Raw genomic sequence first — 17689 nt, forward strand, 5'->3', positions numbered from 1 at the left:
TAATGGGTCTTCCTTGATCCACCAAGAGCTTCGTCGACACGTGCCATGGCGCAGGGCCGGTATTATCCCGGTCATGCTGCTGTCAAGCAAACCTTTGCTTACAAAAGGGCTGACGCAGGAAATAGGGCAATTCTCGATTGAATGCCGACTTTATGACGAACCACTGTATGAAATCCGGTCAGCCGCCGAGCGGTAGCGGAGCCTCGGTGCGAGGATGCTCGCCCTTGTCATGGGCTTTGCATAGAATCCCGGGGTCTTGAATGGTTCTGGAGGGATGGCTCATGCGGCGCGTGGTGTTCAATCAGAAGGGCGGGGTCGGCAAGTCCAGCATCGCCTGCAACCTGGCGGCAGTGAGCGCAGCGGAGGGCTATCGCACCTTGCTGGTGGACCTGGATGCCCAGGCCAATTCCACGCATTACCTCACCGGCCTGACCGGCGAGGACCTGCCGGTGGGCATCGCCGACTTCTTCAAGCAGACGTTGTCGTCCGGGCCTTTCAGCCGCAAGGGCAAGGTCGACATCTACGAGACGCCCTTCGACAACCTGCACATCGTCACGGCCAGCCCGGAGCTGGCGGACCTGCAGCCCAAGCTCGAGCAGAAGCACAAGATCAACAAGCTGCGCAAACTGCTGGACGAGCTGTCCGAAGACTACGACCGAATTTACCTGGATACGCCGCCGGCGCTGAACTTCTACACGGTTTCCGCACTGATCGCCGCTGATCGCTGCCTGATCCCCTTCGATTGCGACAGTTTCTCCCGCCAGGCGCTGTACGGCCTGCTGCAGGAGATCGAAGAGCTGAAGGAAGACCACAACGAGGAGCTGGAAGTCGAAGGCATCGTGGTCAACCAGTTCCAGCCGCGCGCGACCCTGCCGCAGCAACTGCTGGATGAGCTGGTGGAAGAGGAACTGCCGGTGCTGCCGGTGTACCTGATGAGCTCGGTGAAGATGCGCGAGTCGCACCAGGCCTGCACCCCGCTGATCTTCCTCGAGCCGCGGCACAAGCTGACCCAGCAGTTCGTCGAGCTGCACAACCTGCTGGAAGCCTGAACGCTTACTGGCTGATCAGCACATCGCAGGGCGGCCGGCGCAGGAAATAGCGCGTCGAGCCGCCCAACATGGCCTGCTCGATGGCGCCGCGGCTGCGGCTGCCGAGCACCAGCAGGTCCGGTGTCCATTCGCGTAATGCCGTTTCCAGCGCCTGCTGGGGTGTGCCCTGCTGCACTGCGCAAAGCAATTGCGGCCCGGCGGCCGGCACCTGTGTGCGCTCATCCTGCAGCGCCTGGCGCAGCAGTTCGCGCTGGGTGTCCAGGTGGCTGTCGGCGCGACCGGCCTTTTTGCCCGGCTGGTAGGCGTTGAGCGCGAGCAATTCGGCGTCGGCCGCGAGCAGCCGGTAACCGGCGCGCCAGGCCTGGCAGGAGCAGTGCGACAGGTCCAGACCGGCAAGGGCCTTCGCGTAAGGTCTGGCGGACTCGTCCACGGCCAGCAGGATCGGCGTGCGGCAATGCCGGGCGATGCGCTCCAGGGTGGTGCCGTCGAAGTGCTCCAGCAACTGCTGGTGGTGCGCGCCGATCACCAGCAGGTCGGCGTTCAGTTCCTGCACGGCCTGGGTGACCGTATTCGCCGCGCGGCCCTGGCGGATCACCAGCTGGTAATCGGTGATGTCACTGGTGCGGGCCGCATCACGCAGCGCCACCTCGGCGGCTTCGCGCACCGTAGCCATCATGCGGTCGGGGAAGAATTCCTCGATGACGTGCAGCAGCGTGACGCTGGCGCCGTGCTGGCGGGCCAGCTGGGCGGCGCGGCGTACGGCGATATCCGCCTCGACGCTGAGGTCGTGGGCGACGAGCAGGTTCCTGTACATGGTGGGCTCCCTCTGTGGCGCTTCCACTGTCGCGCCACGTAGGAAATTTCACCTTGATGCAGGGCAATGGCCCGGATTCAGCGGCTACGCAGCTGATAGATGGCGTGGCTTTCGGCGACGACGTTGCCTTCTTCGTCCTTCAGCTGCAGGTCGAGGACGAATTCGGCCTTGCCGAGGTTCGTGGCTTCTTCGCCGATACGCTGGATGTCCTCTTCACTGAGCCGTGCCTCGACCGTCACGTCGCTGGCGGCGGGGCGCAGGAAGCGCAGGCCGGCTTCCTTGACGATGGGATAGAAGCGCCGGGCGTCGAAACTGGTCAGCATCAGCACGCCCCCGGGCAGCTCGGCCACGGTGAACAATGCGCCGGCGTACATGTTGCGCAGGTGGTTCTCGTTGTCCTTGAGCGGCATGCGCAGGCGCACGAGGCCCGGTTCCAGCACCTCGGCCTTGAGGCCGGTGCGCTTGACGAAGGCGATGTGCTCTTCGGTGAGTTGGCGGATGAATTCCAGGTTATGACGCATGGGCGCGCTCCGATTCGCCGGCGGGGTTTGTCCCCAAGCCTAGCCGCACCACGCGGCCTGGCAATGACCGCGTGGATTGACCGAAACGCTCGCCCTCAGATGCCCTGGCGCGACAGCCAGTCGAGCAACTGCGGCAGCGGCATTGCGCCGCTCTGGCGCGCCACTTCCTGGCCGTTGCGCAGCAGGATCAGGCTCGGGATCGAACGAATCCCCAGGCGCGTGGAGAGGTTCGGGTTGGCATCGCTGTCGAGCTTGGCCAGGCGCACCTTGCCCGACAGCCGCGCGGCGGCCTGCTCGAACACCGGCGCAAAGCCCTTGCACGGCCCGCACCAGTCGGCCCACACGTCTACCAGCAACGGCAGGTCGCCCTTGGCCTGGGCGGCGAAGCCGGCCTCGTCGAGGTCGAACGGCGTATCCAGCACGATCGGCGACTGGCAGCGCCCGCAACTGGGCGAGTCGCCCAGCCGCGCGGCGGGCACGCGGTTCAGGCCGTTGCAGTTGGGGCAGGGGATGATCAGGGAATCGGACATGACGGGGCTCCTCGGGCTATGGGGAGCTAGGTGGTGGCGATCCGGAGATTATCAACTGTACCCGGTGGCGAAGCTCAGTTTCGATGAGCCTGCATGTACTGCCGCAGAAGCTGGTTGATGCGAGTCTGGTAGCCGGCCCCCTGGCTCTTGAACCACTCCAGTACATCCGCGTCCAGGCGAATGGTAACGGCCTGTTTGGCTGGTATGTGGAGTTCGGCGTTCTTGAAGAAGTCTTCGCCCAGCTCGGGGATATCGCTGGTGTCGATGTCCTTGTCCTTCAGTTTGCTCAGGCGCTTGAAGTCAGTTCTCGATGGCTTGGACATAGTGTCTGGCCTCCCTTCTGGTGGCTTTCCGGGCGGAGATGATGCGGATGACATCTCCTTCTCGTTCGGTGCTCACGACCACTCCAATCAACGACCGTATTCGGCCGAGATTGATCCAGCGCTCCTCGGCGTAATTCTCGCGGTCATCGCGTTGTGCGAGGTAGGGCTGCTGGAACAGCTCCATCGCGTCGTTGAAGTCGATCCCGTGCTTGCGGATGTTTGCCAGGTTCTTGGCTTCGTCCCATTCGAACAGCATGCTGCTCTCCGTATTGACGTTTGTACATACAAATGTCCATGGCGGTCGTATTACGTGACGAAATGCATGGGCTGGCTTGCTCTGTCGCTGGCGTCGGCTGCCGCCGACGGATCGCGGGCATGGCCCGCTCCTACAGCGGGCGGGCCGTGCGCGTCAGGGGCTAGCTGTGGCTGACGCGCTGTGCGTGGTCTGCCTCGTACAGCGAGTGGGCGTCGGAGGCCAGCAGCAGGAGGGCGCGGTTGATTTGCAGGACGTTGCGCAGCGGCTGGGCGTCGAGGGTGGAGAGGGAGAGGATGCCGAGCAGGTCGATGACGGCGCTCAGGCGGTCTTCGGCGGCGTTGTAGAGTTCGTCGGTCGGGGCGTCGGTGCGCAGGTAGAGGGTGGCGTTGCGGGGATGGGCGTGGTGTTGTGAGTCGGTTCCCAGGGGGAGGAAACGGTCTTTTTCGGGGGGTGCGGGTGCATTACCATCGGTTTTAGCCATGATGAGTTGCCTGTTAACTGATTGTGGTTAGCGGGCCTTCGGTGTTGTCGCACCGGGGGCTCGCGTCTTTTGATCCGTGCCGTTCGGCAGTTCTGGATCGCAATCTCCCGCCGCGTGGAACATGCAGTAAAATTCCTGCATCGTGCTATATGTGCGCGAGAAGATGCCGTCATTCTACGGATTTGAGATAAGCCAGAACCCGGCGGGAAGGGGAATCCACCGTGTCTGGCAGGAGCTTGCGAAAAGGCGGCTTTGGGCGGGGTAGGACGGCGGGAATTTGATGTAGTCCCGCCTGGTTTTGTGCCGGGCGGGTTCGCGAGCAAGCTCGCTCCTACGAAAAACGGTGCGGCCCAATCAGGCCGCCGATGGTGCCGGCGGCCATTCGGGTCATACGCGGAAATGGCTGACCAGCGTCTGCAACTGCCCACCCAGGCGGGCGAGTTCGACGCTGGAGGCGGCGACTTCTTCGTTGGCCGAGGCGGTCTGTTCGGAAACGTCGCGCACATTCACCACGCTGCGGCTGATTTCCTCGGCCACGGCGCTCTGCTCTTCGGCGGCGGTGGCGATCTGCTGGTTCATCGCCTGGATATTGGAGACGGTGCGGGTGATCTCGCCGAGGGATTCGCCGGCCTGGCGGCTCAGGGCGACGCTGCTGGCGGTGAGTTCGCGGCTGCCGAGCATGACGCTGGAAACCTGGCGGGTGCCGCTCTGCAGGCCGGCAACCAGGGCTTCGATCTCTTCGGTGGACTGCTGGGTGCGCTGGGCCAGGCCGCGCACTTCGTCGGCGACCACGGCGAATCCACGCCCGGCCTCGCCCGCGCGGGCGGCTTCGATGGCGGCGTTGAGGGCCAGCAGGTTGGTCTGCTCGGCCACCGACTTGATCACGTCCATGACCTTGCCGATCTTCTCGCTTTCCTGTTCCAGGCGCTGCATGGCTTCGGCGGAGCGTTCGACTTCCTCGGCCAGGCGCTCGATCTGCTCGACCGCCTTGTTCACCACGCGGTCGCCGTCCTGGGCCTGGTGGTCGGCAGCGGAGGCGGCCTGGGAGGCTTGCTCGGCGTTGCGCGCGACTTCCTGCACGGTGGCGGACATCTCGTGCATGGCGGTGGCGACCTGGTCGGTCTCGACCTTCTGGGTGTTGGCGCCGGCGCTGGTCTGCTCGGTGACGGCGGAGAGTTCCTCGGCGGCGCTGGCGATCTGGGTGACGCCATCGCGGATGCCACCGATCAGCTCGCGCAGGCTCTGGCTCATGCGCTGCATGCTCTGCTGCAGGCGGCCGAGTTCGTCGCGGCGGCTGACCTGGATGGTCTGCGACAGGTCGCCGGCGGCGATGCGGTCGACCACCGCCATGGTGTCGTGCAGCGGGCGTGTGATCTGGCGGGTGATGATCAGCGCGGCGATGCTGCCCAGCACCAGCGCGAGCAGGGTGACCAGGGTTTGCAGGCTGCGGGCCTTGGCGCTTTCGACGTCGCGGCGATCGAGCTGCAGTTGGTAGAGGTTTTCGCTGATCTTGACGATGTCCTGGCCCTGGGCGGTCATTTCCTTGCGCGCCTGGACGATCGCGGCCATGTTCTGGCGCAGCGTGACGACGGCGTCGCGGTAGGTGCGCAGGGCGGTGCCGAGTTGCTGGACGTACTGCGCTTCGGCGACGCCGAGCACGCTTTCCAGGGCTGGCAGGCCGGCGATGCTTTCGTCGAGGCCGCGGGTCACCCCGTCACCGTTGCTGGTGAGGGCGGTGGCGAGGTAGTCGCGCACGTCGTAGCGGGCCTGCAGCAGGTCTTCGCGGGTGCCGGTGATGGCCTGGAAGCGGGTGGCGCGCTCTTCGTCGGCCGGGGCCTTGAGGATGTCCTGCTGGATCTGCGCGGTCAGCTCGTTGGCGCGGGCAGCGTTGTCCTGCAGGGTGCGGCGGGTGAGGCCGGCGCTCTGGTAGCCGGCGCGCATGGCGGCCAGGGATTTCTCATAGTCACCGATGATGCCGCCGAGCTGGTCGAGCATGCGCACGTTCTCCGGGCTGACGAAGGACGCGCGCAGTTTCTGCTGCTGCGCCTTGAAGTCGGCCAGGGTGCTCATGACGTTGGCGGCTTCCTGCTCGGCGCCGTCGGCGATCATGTACTGCAGGCGAGTGATGCGCAGCTTGGTGAGGCGCGAGTTCAGCTCGGTGATGTCGCTCATCCAGTTGCTGCGGTCGATCAGCGAGCCCAGGCCGACCCAGCTGACGATGGCGAGGATGGCGGTGAAGGCGAGGACCAGGCCGAAGCCCAGGGCCAACTTGAGATTCACGCTCAGGTTGGAAATCCAGCTGTTCATTGACGATCTCCAGGAAAGGTTGTGTGAAGTCAGGCCGTTCGGAGATTGTTGTTATTGGGGGCCAGGGTGGCGAACCACGTCCCTGCACTATCGGCAGGCCGGGACGGAACCCGATGGTGGCGAGCGAAAAAAGTTATCCGCCGGCCGGCGCCGGGAGGCGGGTCGGGGTGCGGATGACGGGGGAAGGGAGACGGTGGACGGCCGCGCAATTCCCTTTTCGCTGGCGTATCAGGTGGCGCGGTCGCGCGGTTGCCTGGGGTGCAGGCAGCGACGGCATTGTACGGAATGGTGAGGCCATCGTCTGCCCGATGATGGCATCTGGATATGACGGTGATGCGTCAGCTTATTCATGAGGCCCCGCACGAGGCACCGCCTGGCGCCTCGTGCGGGGCTGGCCGTCAGGCCCTGGCGGCGTCCAGCGCCTGGGCCAGGTCGGCGAGGATGTCGTCGATGTGCTCGATGCCGATGGACAGGCGCACCATGTCGCGCGGCACGCCGGCCTTCTCCAGTTCCTCGTCGTTGAGCTGACGGTGGGTGGTGGAGGCCGGGTGGCAGGCCAGGGACTTGGCGTCGCCGATGTTCACCAGGCGCACCACCAGCTTGAGTGCGTCGATGAAGCGCGCGCCCGCTTCCTGCCCGCCCTTGATGCCGAACGAGAGGATCGACGCGGGCTTGCCGCCCATGTAGCGCAGTGCCAGTTCCTGCTCGGGGTGGTCGGCGAGGCCGGCGTATTTCACCCAGCTGACTTGCGGGTGGTCCTGCAGGTATTGCGCGACTTTCACCGCGTTCTCGCAGTGGCGCTCCATGCGCAGGGCGAGGGTTTCCAGGCCCTGCAGGATGAGGAAGGCGTTGAACGGCGAGAGCGCGGCGCCGGTGTTGCGCAGTGGCACCACGCGGCAGCGGCCGATGAAGGCGGCGGGGCCGAAGGCTTCGGTGTAGGTGACGCCGTGGTAGGACGCATCCGGCGTGTTGAGCAGCGGGAAGCGCGCCTTGTTCTCGGCCCAGGGGAATTTGCCGGAGTCGACGACGATGCCGCCGATGCTGGTGCCGTGGCCGCCGATGTACTTGGTCAGCGAGTGCACGACGATGTCCGCGCCGTGCTCAAACGGGCGGCAGAGGATCGGCGTGGCGACGGTGTTGTCGACGATCAGCGGCACGCCGTGGCGGTGCGCGGCATCGGCCAGGGCCTGGAGATCGACGATGTTGCCCGCCGGGTTGCCGATGGATTCGCAGAACACCGCCTTGGTGCGTTCGTCGATCAGTGCTTCGAGGGCGGCGATGTCATCGTGCGGCGCAAAGCGGGTCTGGATGCCGAAGCGCGGCAGGGTGTGGGCGAACAGGTTGTAGGTGCCGCCATAGAGCTTGGCCACCGAGACGATGTTGTCGCCGGCTTCGGCGACGGTCTGGATGGCGTAGGTGATGGCGGCCATGCCGGAAGCCACGGCCAGAGCGGCGACGCCGCCTTCCAGTGCGGCCACGCGCTCCTCCAGCACCGCGTTGGTGGGGTTCATGATGCGCGTGTAGATGTTGCCGGCGACCTTCAGGTCGAACAGGTCGGCACCGTGCTGGGTGTCGTCGAACGCGTAGGAGCTGGTCTGGTAGATCGGTACGGCCACGGCCTTGGTGGTCGGGTCGGGGCTGTAGCCGGCGTGGATGGCCAGGGTTTCCGGTTTCATTGCTCGAGCGTCCTTGTGGCAGAAAGCCCCGAGGATGCGAGCGGTGCCCGGCCCCGGTCAATGACCGGGAGCAATGCAGAGCGGGCGCCGCTAGATCGCTTATTGCTGAGCTTATAACCGTCTCAGGATGAGCAACTGATCTCCAGGTGACGGCCCCAGTCCGGCGGCCGCCGGGTGAAGACCTCGGCGTCGGGTTGCTCTTCGAAGGGTTTGCCGAGCACTTCGTGCAGGCGACGCACCACGCTGAAATCGCCTTGCTCGGCGGCGCTGATGGCTTCCTGGGCGAGGTAGTTGCGCAGCACGTAGAGCGGGTTGACCGCGTGCATGCGGGCGCGGCGCTCGTCCTGGCTGCCGCCTTCGCACTCGGTGCGGGCCTGATAGTCGGCGGCCCAGGCGTCGAAACCGGCGAGGTCGACGAAGTCTTCCCGCACCACGGCCAGCGCCTGCTCCGGTGCCTGATCGCCGAGGCGGCGGAAGAACAGCGAGTAGTCCACGGCGCCCTTCTGCATGGTCTGCAGCAGGCGCTGCACCAGCTCCAGGTCGCCCTCTTCGGCCGTGGTCAGGCCGAGGCGGCGGCGCATCAGGTCCAGGTAGCTGGCCTGGTAGAGCGGCAGGAACAGGTCCAGCGTGGCGCGCAGGTCGTCCACCTCGACGAAGGGCGTCAGTGCCTGGCCGAGGGCCGCGAGGTTCCAGTGGGCGATGGGCACCTGGTTGCTGAAGGAGTAGCGGCCGCTGTCGTCGGAGTGGTTGCAGATGTGGTTGGCGTCAAAGTCGTCGAGGAAGGCGTAGGGGCCGTAGTCGAAGGTGATGCCGAGAATCGACATGTTGTCGGTGTTCATCACCCCGTGGCAGAAGCCGTACGCCTGCCAGTAGGCAATCATCTCGGCGTTGCGCTCGACCACTTCGCGGAAGAATGCGAGGTAGGGCTTTTCGTCATCCAGGCACTGTGGGTAGTACGACTGCAGGACGAACTCGCCGAGGGTGCGCTGCTGGTCTTCCTGCTTGGTGTAGTAGAAGTATTCGAAGTGGCCGAAGCGCACGTGGCTGGGCGCCAGGCGCAGCAGCATGGCACCGGTTTCCTTCGACTCGCGCCACACCGTGGTGCTGGAGCCGATCACGCACAGTGCGCGGCTGCTGGGGATGCCCAGGGCGGCGAGGTATTCGCTGGCGAGGAATTCGCGGATCGACGAGCGCAGCACGGCGCGGCCATCGCCCATGCGCGAGTAGGGCGTCTGTCCGGCGCCCTTGAGGTGCAGGTCCCAGTGCTCGCCGGCCTCGTTCACCACTTCGCCCAGCAACAGGCCGCGGCCGTCGCCCAGCCGCGGGTTGTAGGAGCCGAACTGGTGCCCGGAATAGACCATCGCGCGCGGATCGGCTTCTTCCCAGAGCTTGTGGCCGGCGAAGATTTCCGCGAACAGCGGGCTTGCCGCCTCGCTCGGGTCGAGGTCGAGCAGGGCCATGGCGGCGGGGCTGGCGACGACCAGGCGCGGGTCGGCGATGGGATCGGGCAGGACCTGGGTGGAAAACACATCGCCCAGGCGGGCGAAGCGGTTATCGAAGGTCAGTTCGTCGAGCTTTTTCACGCGCATCTCCGGTACAAGTCCGAGCATTGTGCTCGGACTTGTCCGAAGGCGTCCACCCTCAGGCCTTGTCGCCGCCAGGCTTGTCGGTGCCCTGGGGGCCGCCGATCTTCACGGGTGCGGCAGCGGGTTGCTGCTGGCCGACGATGACCTGGGCTTCCTGGCCCTGGAAGTTCTTCAGGAACACGTCGACCTGGTTGAAGGCCATGTCGATGCCGGCTTCGCGGAAGGCCAGGGCGATGCGCGTGAGGGTCTCGTCCACCGCCGGGTTACGGTCGCCCAGTTCGCGGACGTGGAAGCGCAGCTCGTAGTCGAAGGTGCTGGCGCTGATCAGGGTGAAGTACACCACCGGCTCCGGGTCGCGCAGGATGCGGGTGTTGGCGTGGGCGGCGTCGAGCATGATCTTGCGCGCCAGCGGCAGGTCGCTCTCGTAGGCCAGGCCGATCTTGATGGTGACGCGCGTGACGGTATCGCTCAGCGACCAGTTCACCAGCTGGCCGGTGATGAAGGTCTGGTTGGGGACGATGATTTCCTTGCGGTCGAAGTCGGTGATGGTGGTGGCGCGGATGCGGATGCGGCTGACGGTGCCGGACAGCGTGCCGATGGTCACCACGTCGCCGATCCGCACCGGGCGCTCGAAAAGGATGATCAGGCCGGAGACGAAGTTGGAGAAGATCGCCTGCAGGCCGAAGCCGAGGCCGACCGACAGCGCGGCCACCAGCCATTGCAGCTTGTCCCAGCTCACCCCGAGGGTGGACAGCGCGCTGACGAAGCCGATGCCGCTGATGGTGTAGGACAGCAGGGTGGTGATGGCGTAGGCGCTGCCCTGGGCCAGGGTCAGGCGTTGCAGCACCAGCACTTCGAGCAGGCCGGGCAGGTTGCGCGCCAGGGCGACGGTCACGGCGGCGATGACCAGCGCCATGAGGAAGTCGCTCAGGCTGATCGGCGTTGTGGACGCTGCATCTCCGGTGCCGCTGGTGTACTGGTAGAGGGTCACGTTGTCGAGGTAGGAGACGACGCTGATCAGGTCGGCCCAGACCCAGTACAGGGTGACCACGAAGCCGATCAGCAGGCCCAGGCGGATCAGGCGCATGGACTGTTCGTTGATCTGCTCGATGCCCAGGGTCGGTTCTTCGACCACCTCGGTGCCCTCGATGCCTTCCTTGGGCGCGTTCTGGCGGTTCTTCAGGGCGCGCTGGTAGGCCAGGCGGCGGGCGGCAACGCCCATGCCGCGGACGAAGGTGGCTTCCACCACCATCCAGAACATCAGCAGGAACAGGGTATCGATCAGCCGGTCGGTGAGCTTGAGCGCGGTGTAGTAGTAGCCGAAGCCCACGGCCAGGAACAGCGCTACCGGCAGGGCGGTGAAGCCCAGGCCGACAATCATCTTGATCATCGACGGGCGTTCGCTGGACGGGCTGTTGAACAGCAGCTGGGCGAGCAGCCAGGTCATTGCGCCGTAGCCGAACAGCACCACGGCAATGCCGATCACGTCATCGGCCAGCGAGGCCGGCGAGTGCTCGGCGACGGTGACCACGGCGACCAGCGACATCACCACCAGGCCCAGTCGGCGCATCAGCTTGCCGAGGAACTGCACCTGCGGCTGGCTCCAGTGGAAGTGCCGCTCGGCGATGCCGCCCGGGCGCAGGATGCGGTGCGCGGTGTAGAACACCAGCCAGACCTGCGCCATCTCCAGCAGCGCGCTGCCCAGGGTGGCGTTCTGTCCGCGGGCGTCGAGCAGCAGGGCGAGGCCGGCGATGGCCAGGGCCAGGGTGCCGGGCAGTGCCAGCAGCACGGCGAGCAGCAGGGCCAGTGGGGTGTGGGCCTGGCTGTCGCGCTTGAAGTGGCCGATATCGTCGTTCAGCGATTCCAGCTTGTCGTAGAGGAACTTGCGCTTCCACAGCAGGGCGGCAACCAGCAGGAGCAGCGGCAGGAACAGGAAGGGCCGGTCGATCAGGCCCTCGCCCAGCTCCTTGACGCCCGAGCCCCAGGGCACTTCGGCCAGTTGGTGGTGCAGCAGGGCCGGGGTCATCTTGAACCACGACAGGTCCAGCGGGCGGTTGCTGGGAATCCAGAACATCTGCTCGTCGAGGGTGGCGCGCAGGCTGCTGCTGGTTTCCTTGAGCTGCTTCTGATTCAGCTGCAGGGTGATGGCCTCATTGAGCAGCGCGTTCAGCTCGTGGTTGAGGCGCTCCATCAGTTCCAGGCGGGTGTCCACCAGCTCGGACAGGTCGTGGCGCAGCTGCGCGGTGACGCTTTCCTGGGATTGCTGGGCCAGCAGGTTGTCGATGTAGACCTGGGTGTTGTTGATCTCGTCGCGCTTCTGGTTCAGCTCGAACTGGTACAGGCGCAGGTCGGCGATCTCGTCGGCGAGGTCCTGGTCGGTCTTGATCACCGGCAGCGACTGCTTCTGCTGGTAGAGGATCTTCGACAGCAGCAGGCTGCCGCGCAGCACGTTGATCTGCTCGTCGAGGGCCTGCTCGCCCTGGGTCAGGTTGTCCAGCTGCTGCTTGGCTTCCAGGTTGCGTCGGGTCAGGGTGTTGAGGCGGTCGGTGGTGCGCAGCAGGTAGTCGGAGAGCTTGAGGTTGGCGGCGTTCTCGTGGCTCAGCAGGCTGTCGGTGCCAGCGGCCTGGTCGGCGTCCTTGGACAGCTCGGCGACGGTCTTCTCCGACTGCTCGCGGCGCTTGTCGCTGATCATCGCCTGCAGTTCGAGGGTTTCGCGCTCTTCGCGACCGATACGTTCGGCCAGCAGGTCGCGCTGGCTGGAGGCGAGGTCGAGCAGCAGGTTGTTGCCGGCCAGTTGCTTGCGCAGCAGCAGGTTCTGCGCGGTCAGCGCGGCCTGTTCGGCGAGCAGCTCGTTGCGGCGTTCGTCGGTCAGGGGCTTGGCGCCTTCCTTGCCGGCCTTGAGGGCGGTGTTGATGTCCAGCAGGCGCGTCTGGTTCTTGCTCAGGTCGGCCTGGGCGCGCTCGGGGCGGGTCTGCGCGGTGAGGATCTCGCTCTTGGCGTCGATCATCTCCTTCTGCCAGGCGGCCAACTGGGTGGATTGCTCGTTGAGGAGCATTTCCAGTTGGGTGGCGCTATAGCCGCCGTAGCGCTGGGCCGCGGGCTTGTCGGCACTGCCCTTGAGGCGACTGAGGGCCTTCTGGTTCTCGCTGATCAGCTTGGGCGCATCGGCCAGGCGGCCGTTGAGCTCGCTGAGCTGCTTCTCGCTGTCTTCCTTGGCTGCCAGCAGCCTGAGGGTGTTCTCCAGGCTGGCCTTGACCGGCTTGGCTTCGGCATCGCTGAGCTTGCGGTCGGCCAGGCCGTCGAGGCTCTGCTGCACCTTCTCGGCGCTGGGGACGGTGGTATCGGCGGCCAGCGCGGGCAGGCCGGTGAGCGAGCTGCCCAGGAGGACAGCAGTCAGGAGAGTACGCAGCAGGAATGACATGGTCGCGTTCAGCGGCTCGTGCGAAAAAGTGGAGTGAGGGTAGTGCTGGCTGGCCGGCACCCGCAAGCGGGCGCCGGTGGGCGGTCAGAGGAACAGACCGGGGCCGGGACGGCCTTCCGGGAATTTGACCCCGACCTTGCGGATCTTGTTCCCGTCCAGGGCGGCCACGGTCCAGGTCAGGCCGTTCCATTCCACCTGGTCGCCGATGATCGCCTGGCCACCGATTTCGTGGGCGATGAAGCGGCCCAGGTTCTGCTCGCCGTCGACGCCTTCGAGCTTCAGGCCATAGAGCGAGGCCACGGCGGAGAGCTGGGCGTCGCCCTCGAGGACGAAGTCGCCGAAGAAGCGTGCGCTGAGGCCGCGATCCGGCGCCTGGCTGAACAGCTTGCCCAGCGGCGAGAGATCGTGCTCGTGGCCGATCACGCAGAGGATGTCGTCGGCTTCGAGGATGGTGCTGCCGGACGGGTGCAGCAGTTGGGTGCCACGGAACAGCGCGGCGATACGCGTGCCCTCGGGCATCTTCAGTTCGCGCAGGGCGGCGCCGATGCACCACTTTTCCTTGCTCAGGTGGTAGACGAACAGCTCCCACTCGCTGGTCGGGTGGACTTCCAGGCCGGCGCGGGAGATCGGCGCCGGGTCCGGCGGCACCACCACGCGCAGCAGCTTGGCGGCCCAGGGCAGGCTGGTTCCCTGCACCAGCAGCGAAACCAGCACGATGAAGAAGGCCACGTTGAAGAACAGCTGGGCGTTGGGCAGGCCCGCCATCAGCGGGAACACCGCGAGGATGATCGGCACCGCGCCGCGCAGGCCGACCCAGGCGATGAAGGCCTTCTCGCGGCCATGGAAGGCGCGGAACGGAAACAGGCCGACCAGCACCGACAACGGGCGGGCGAAGAGGATCATCCACAGTGCCAGGCCCAGGGCGGGCAGGGCGATGGGCCAGAGGTCGTGGGGCGTGACCAGCAGGCCCAGCACCAGGAACATGCCGATCTGCGCCAGCCACGCCATGCCGTCGAGCATGTGCATGATGCCGTGGCGCGATCGGATCGGCTGGTTGCCCAGCACCAGGCCGCACAGGTAGATGGCGAGGATGCCGCTGCCGTGCACCGCGTTGGCCAGGGCGAAGATCAGCAGGCCGCCGCTGATCGCCAGCAACGGGTAGAGGCCGTTGGCCAGGTGGATGCGGTTGATCACCTGCAGCAGCAGCCAGCCGCCGGCGAGGCCGAGCACCGAGCCGATGCCGAACTCGCGCAGGAAGTGCCAGAGGAAGCTCCAGGACAGGCCGCTTTCGCCGTGGGCGAGCATATCGATCAGGGTGACGGTGAGGAACACCGCCATGGGGTCGTTGCTGCCCGATTCGATTTCCAGGGTAGCGGTGACCCGCTCGTTCAGGCCCTTGCCGCCGAGCAGCGAGAACACCGCTGCGGCGTCGGTGGAGCCGACGATGGCGCCGATCAGCAGCCCTTCCATCCAGCTCAGCTTGAACAGCCAGGCGGCAGCGATGCCGGTCAACCCGGCGGTGATCAGCACCCCGGCGGTGGCCAGTGACAGGGCTGGCCAGAGTGCTACACGGAAGCTCGACACCCGTGTGCGCAAACCGCCGTCCAGCAGGATCACCGCCAGCGCCAGGTTGCCCACCAGGTAGGCCATGGGGTAGTTGGAGAAGCCGATGCCGCCGGGGCCGTCGGTGCCCGCGATCATGCCCACGGCGAGGAAGATGACCAGGATCGGGATGCCCAGCCGCGAGGACAGCGAGCTGACCAGGATACTCATGCCGATCAGCACAGCAGCGATCAGGAAATAGCTGTTGATGGCCACGGCATCCAAGGTGTCGACCTCCTGGGGAGTAGGGGAGTGGCGACGCTACTTGGGGATCAGGATGCAGGCCGCATGCCAATCGATTCTAACCTGCGGATTTACAAGGCTGTCAAAGGTTTGTTGAGGACCGTTCGGCGGCGCTTTCCGGCCACGCCCCGGCGGTGGCCCAGGTGGGTACCAGACTTGGTGAGGTCACTTGGGTGGGCGCCCAGGCGACGGCCTCGTCCAGGGGCAGCCGGACGGCATCGAGGCAGGCCTGGCGGTCGCGCTGCAAGGTGGTGCGAGCCCTGCGCATTTCGCCGGCGATGTTCGCCTCGCCGCCGATGGTGCGGACCTGCGTATGCCACAGATGGCGGGCCGAGCTGCCGGCGACGCCGCAACTGCCCAGCGGATCGTAGTAGGACGAGCCGAACTGGGCGTAGCCGGCGTTGACCAGGGCATTGAAGTAGCGGCTCTGCGCGGCGATCGACTTGCCGTCGCCGCCGCGCAGGACTTCGAGGCCATTGGACATGGCCTTGTCGATGCTCTGCAGATAGTCGTCGGCATGCTGCAAGGCTTCCGTGCTGGGCTCGGTGAAGATCGGCGCAGAATTCAGTGGGGACGCCAGGCTGCTTTGCGGGTCGCTCTGGGGCAGCGCATCGGCAGGGCCGGTATTGAACAGCGCGAGCACGCAGCCCAGCGCGGCAATGACGGCGATGAGCGGGAAAAGCTGCAGGCAGCGGCGTGAGGTGGTAGCGAGTAAGGAGGGATGCATGGCCAGGGTCGTGAAGGCGAAAAGTTGCGCGGGCGCCATTCAACGGCAATTGCCCCTGGCTTCGCTGTCGGCCTGGTCAGCTGTTGTTGTCGGAATCTTCGTTCAGTTCATTCGGCTTACTTCCGCATCCCTGTCGAAACGGCACTTTTCCACAGGCATAAAAAAGCCCCGGACGTGACCGGGGCGAAAGGGACATGCGGGGGCCTAGAACCAGGCGTCCTGCATGGTGGAACAGGTATCGTCGCGGCCTTCGAGCAGCGCCAGGTCGTGGTGGCAGGACGGCACTTCCCAGGTCAGGAAGTAGCGCGCGGCCTGCAGCTTGCCGCGGTAGAAGTCAGTGTCCGACGCATCGCCACGCGCCAGCCCTTCCTCGGCGCGAATGGCCTGCTCCAGCCAGCGCCAGCCGATCACGGCGTGGCCGAAGACCTTCAGGTACAGCGCGGAGTTGGCCAGGCCCTGGGCCACGCGGCCCTGCATCAGGTCACCGAGCAGGCTCAGGGTGGTCGCGGACAGGCGGGCCATCAGTTGCTCCAGCGGCTCGCGCAGCTTGTCCAGCGACTGATACGCGCTGGCACGCTCGCAGCACTGGCTGATCAGGCGGGTCAGTTGCTTGAGGCCGGCGCCGTTGTTCTGCGCCAGCTTGCGGCCGAGCAGATCCAGCGACTGGATGCCGTGGGTGCCTTCGTGGATCGGGTTCAGGCGGTTGTCGCGGTAGTACTGCTCCACCGGGTATTCACGGGTGTAGCCGTGGCCGCCGAGGATCTGGATCGCCAGCTCGTTGGCCTTCAGGCAGAACTCCGAGGGCCAGGATTTGACGATCGGGGTGAGCAGGTCGAGCAGCTCGTGGGCCTGCTTGCGTTCTTCTTCGGTGGCCAGCGTCTCGCAGTCATCCACCAGGCGCGCGGCGTACAGGCCGAGGTCGAAGGCGCCTTCGACGTAGGCCTTCTGGGTCAGCAGCATGCGCCGCACGTCGGTGTGCTCGATGATCGACACCGGCGCGGAGGTCGGGTCCTTGGCGTCCACCGGGCGGCCCTGCGGGCGTTCGCGGGCGTACTCCAGGGAGTACAGGTAGCCGGCGTAGCCGAGCATGATGGCGCCCATGCCGACGCCGATGCGCGCCTCGTTCATCATCTGGAACATGTAGGCCAGGCCGTGGTGCGGCTTGCCGACCAGATAGCCGACACACTCGCCCTTGTCACCGAAGTTGAGGGCAGTGGAGGTGGTGCCGCGCCAGCCCATCTTGTGGAACAGGCCGGCCAGGGTCACGTCGTTGCGCGCGCCGAGCGAGCCGTCTTCGTTGACCAGGAACTTGGGCACGATGAACAGGCTGATGCCCTTCACGCCGGGCGGCGCGTCGGGCAGCTTGGCCAGCACCATGTGCACGATGTTGTCCGACAGCGGGTGGTCGCCGCCGGAGATGAAGATCTTGTTGCCCTTGATCCGGTAGCTGCCGTCGGCGGCCGGTTCCGCGCGGGTGCGGATGTCGGCCAGGGACGAGCCGGCATGGGGCTCGGTCAGGGCCATGGTGCCGAACCAGCGGCCTTCGATCATCGGCTGCAGGAACAGGCGTTTCTGTTCTTCGCTGCCGAAGGTTTCGATCAGGTGGCTGGAGCCCATGCTGAGCATCGGGTAGGACGAGGTGGCAATGTTGGCCGACTGGAAGTGCGCGAAGCAGGCGCGCGCCAGCAGGTGCGGCAGCTGCATGCCACCCTGTTCGAAGCTGCGCGAGGCGTTCTGGAAACCGGCCTCGTTGAAGGCGTCCACCGCCGGCTTCACTTCCGGGATGAGCACCGCGCCGCCGTCGACGTACTGCGGTTCGTTCTCGTCGTTCTTGCGGTTGTGTGGGGCGAACAGCTCCTCGGCGATGCCGCGGGCGGTGCCCAGGGCGGCGTCGAACGTCTCGCGGTTGTGCTCGGCGAAGCGTTCGCGCCGGGTCAGAGCCTCTGCGTCGAGCACTTCGTAGAGTTCGAAAGCGAGGTTGCGGGAGCTGAGCAGGGTCTCGGACATGGATCGACCTCCGTGGGAATCTGCGCAGTCTAGTCTGGTGAATGAAGCGCGCACAGAATCATCCATGAGCGTGATAAAGGGCTAAAACGCCCGGCCTCCCGGCGGGCCCCGGCGACGGCGGGCTCGCACCGCACCCGCCCCAGGGC

14 protein-coding genes are annotated in these 17689 nt (G+C 65.9%); 1 reads left to right on the forward strand and 13 read right to left on the reverse strand.

The annotated features are described in order from the left end of the window. The first annotated feature begins 281 nt into the window (after positions 1-281). Complete coding sequence (locus tag IB273_RS24155; protein WP_138523465.1) at positions 282-1049, forward strand: ParA family protein; 768 nt, start codon at positions 282-284, stop codon at positions 1047-1049. A gap of 4 nt (positions 1050-1053) precedes the next feature. On the opposite strand, the gene IB273_RS24160 is transcribed toward IB273_RS24155, so the two are convergent. From IB273_RS24160 to IB273_RS24220, 13 genes are all read right to left on the reverse strand, one after another. Then, positions 1054-1863, reverse strand: a complete 810-nt coding sequence (locus IB273_RS24160) for a universal stress protein (RefSeq protein ID WP_192225194.1) — start codon at positions 1861-1863, stop codon at positions 1054-1056. A gap of 77 nt (positions 1864-1940) precedes the next feature. Continuing rightward, positions 1941-2384, reverse strand: a complete 444-nt coding sequence (locus IB273_RS24165) for a YiiD C-terminal domain-containing protein (RefSeq protein WP_081515452.1) — start codon at positions 2382-2384, stop codon at positions 1941-1943. A 95-nt stretch (positions 2385-2479) separates the two neighbouring features. After that, complete coding sequence (trxC, locus tag IB273_RS24170) at positions 2480-2914, reverse strand: thioredoxin TrxC (protein ID WP_088416110.1); 435 nt, start codon at positions 2912-2914, stop codon at positions 2480-2482. Positions 2915-2988: 74 nt separating this feature from the next. After that, on the reverse strand, positions 2989-3237 hold the full coding sequence (locus IB273_RS24175; RefSeq protein WP_192225195.1) for a BrnA antitoxin family protein: 249 nt from the start codon (positions 3235-3237) through the stop codon (positions 2989-2991). Further along, positions 3215-3493, reverse strand: coding sequence for a BrnT family toxin (locus tag IB273_RS24180; protein WP_192225196.1), 279 nt, complete (start codon positions 3491-3493; stop codon positions 3215-3217). The genes IB273_RS24175 and IB273_RS24180 overlap by 23 nt, the downstream gene beginning before the upstream one ends. Positions 3494-3653: 160 nt before the next feature. After that, a complete protein-coding gene (locus tag IB273_RS24185; RefSeq protein WP_192225197.1) occupies positions 3654-3974 on the reverse strand; it encodes a hypothetical protein in 321 nt (106 codons plus the stop codon). Between the two features lie 387 nt (positions 3975-4361). After that, a complete protein-coding gene (locus IB273_RS24190; protein WP_151188534.1) occupies positions 4362-6281 on the reverse strand; it encodes a methyl-accepting chemotaxis protein in 1920 nt (639 codons plus the stop codon). Between the two features lie 398 nt (positions 6282-6679). After that, a complete protein-coding gene (locus IB273_RS24195; protein ID WP_151188533.1) occupies positions 6680-7957 on the reverse strand; it encodes a bifunctional O-acetylhomoserine aminocarboxypropyltransferase/cysteine synthase in 1278 nt (425 codons plus the stop codon). A gap of 122 nt (positions 7958-8079) precedes the next feature. Then, the gene (gene selO, locus IB273_RS24200; protein ID WP_192225198.1) at positions 8080-9540 is read right to left on the reverse strand and encodes a protein adenylyltransferase SelO; all 1461 of its coding nucleotides are present in this window, start codon (positions 9538-9540) and stop codon (positions 8080-8082) included. A 58-nt stretch (positions 9541-9598) separates the two neighbouring features. Next, positions 9599-12964, reverse strand: a complete 3366-nt coding sequence (mscK, locus tag IB273_RS24205; protein ID WP_192225199.1) for a mechanosensitive channel MscK — start codon at positions 12962-12964, stop codon at positions 9599-9601. 84 nt (positions 12965-13048) lie between these two features. Then, positions 13049-14791, reverse strand: coding sequence for a potassium/proton antiporter (locus IB273_RS24210; RefSeq protein WP_081515459.1), 1743 nt, complete (start codon positions 14789-14791; stop codon positions 13049-13051). Between the two features lie 100 nt (positions 14792-14891). Further along, positions 14892-15575 (reverse strand): hypothetical protein, encoded by a 684-nt coding sequence (locus tag IB273_RS24215; protein ID WP_192225200.1) that lies wholly within the window; start codon positions 15573-15575, stop codon positions 14892-14894. A gap of 165 nt (positions 15576-15740) precedes the next feature. Then, positions 15741-17543 (reverse strand): acyl-CoA dehydrogenase, encoded by a 1803-nt coding sequence (locus tag IB273_RS24220; protein WP_192225201.1) that lies wholly within the window; start codon positions 17541-17543, stop codon positions 15741-15743. Between the last annotated feature and the right edge of the window lie 146 nt (positions 17544-17689).

Origin of the sequence: Pseudomonas sp. PDM19, assembly GCF_014852215.1 — a bacterium.
Taxonomy (GTDB): domain Bacteria; phylum Pseudomonadota; class Gammaproteobacteria; order Pseudomonadales; family Pseudomonadaceae; genus Pseudomonas.

Bases quoted from the DNA above. Each gene is read 5' to 3' on its own strand.
- IB273_RS24190 (WP_151188534.1), bottom strand. From the start codon at position 6,281: ATGAACAGCTGGATTTCCAACCTGAGCGTGAATCTCAAGTTGGCCCTG.
- IB273_RS24165 (WP_081515452.1), bottom strand. From the start codon at position 2,384: ATGCGTCATAACCTGGAATTCATCCGCCAACTCACCGAAGAGCACATC.
- IB273_RS24215 (WP_192225200.1), bottom strand. From the start codon at position 15,575: ATGGCGCCCGCGCAACTTTTCGCCTTCACGACCCTGGCCATGCATCCC.
- trxC (WP_088416110.1), bottom strand. From the start codon at position 2,914: ATGTCCGATTCCCTGATCATCCCCTGCCCCAACTGCAACGGCCTGAAC.
- IB273_RS24175 (WP_192225195.1), bottom strand. From the start codon at position 3,237: ATGTCCAAGCCATCGAGAACTGACTTCAAGCGCCTGAGCAAACTGAAG.
- mscK (WP_192225199.1), bottom strand. From the start codon at position 12,964: ATGTCATTCCTGCTGCGTACTCTCCTGACTGCTGTCCTCCTGGGCAGC.
- IB273_RS24195 (WP_151188533.1), bottom strand. From the start codon at position 7,957: ATGAAACCGGAAACCCTGGCCATCCACGCCGGCTACAGCCCCGACCCG.
- IB273_RS24220 (WP_192225201.1), bottom strand. From the start codon at position 17,543: ATGTCCGAGACCCTGCTCAGCTCCCGCAACCTCGCTTTCGAACTCTAC.
- IB273_RS24160 (WP_192225194.1), bottom strand. From the start codon at position 1,863: ATGTACAGGAACCTGCTCGTCGCCCACGACCTCAGCGTCGAGGCGGAT.
- IB273_RS24180 (WP_192225196.1), bottom strand. From the start codon at position 3,493: ATGCTGTTCGAATGGGACGAAGCCAAGAACCTGGCAAACATCCGCAAG.
- IB273_RS24185 (WP_192225197.1), bottom strand. From the start codon at position 3,974: ATGGCTAAAACCGATGGTAATGCACCCGCACCCCCCGAAAAAGACCGT.
- IB273_RS24155 (WP_138523465.1), top strand. From the start codon at position 282: ATGCGGCGCGTGGTGTTCAATCAGAAGGGCGGGGTCGGCAAGTCCAGC.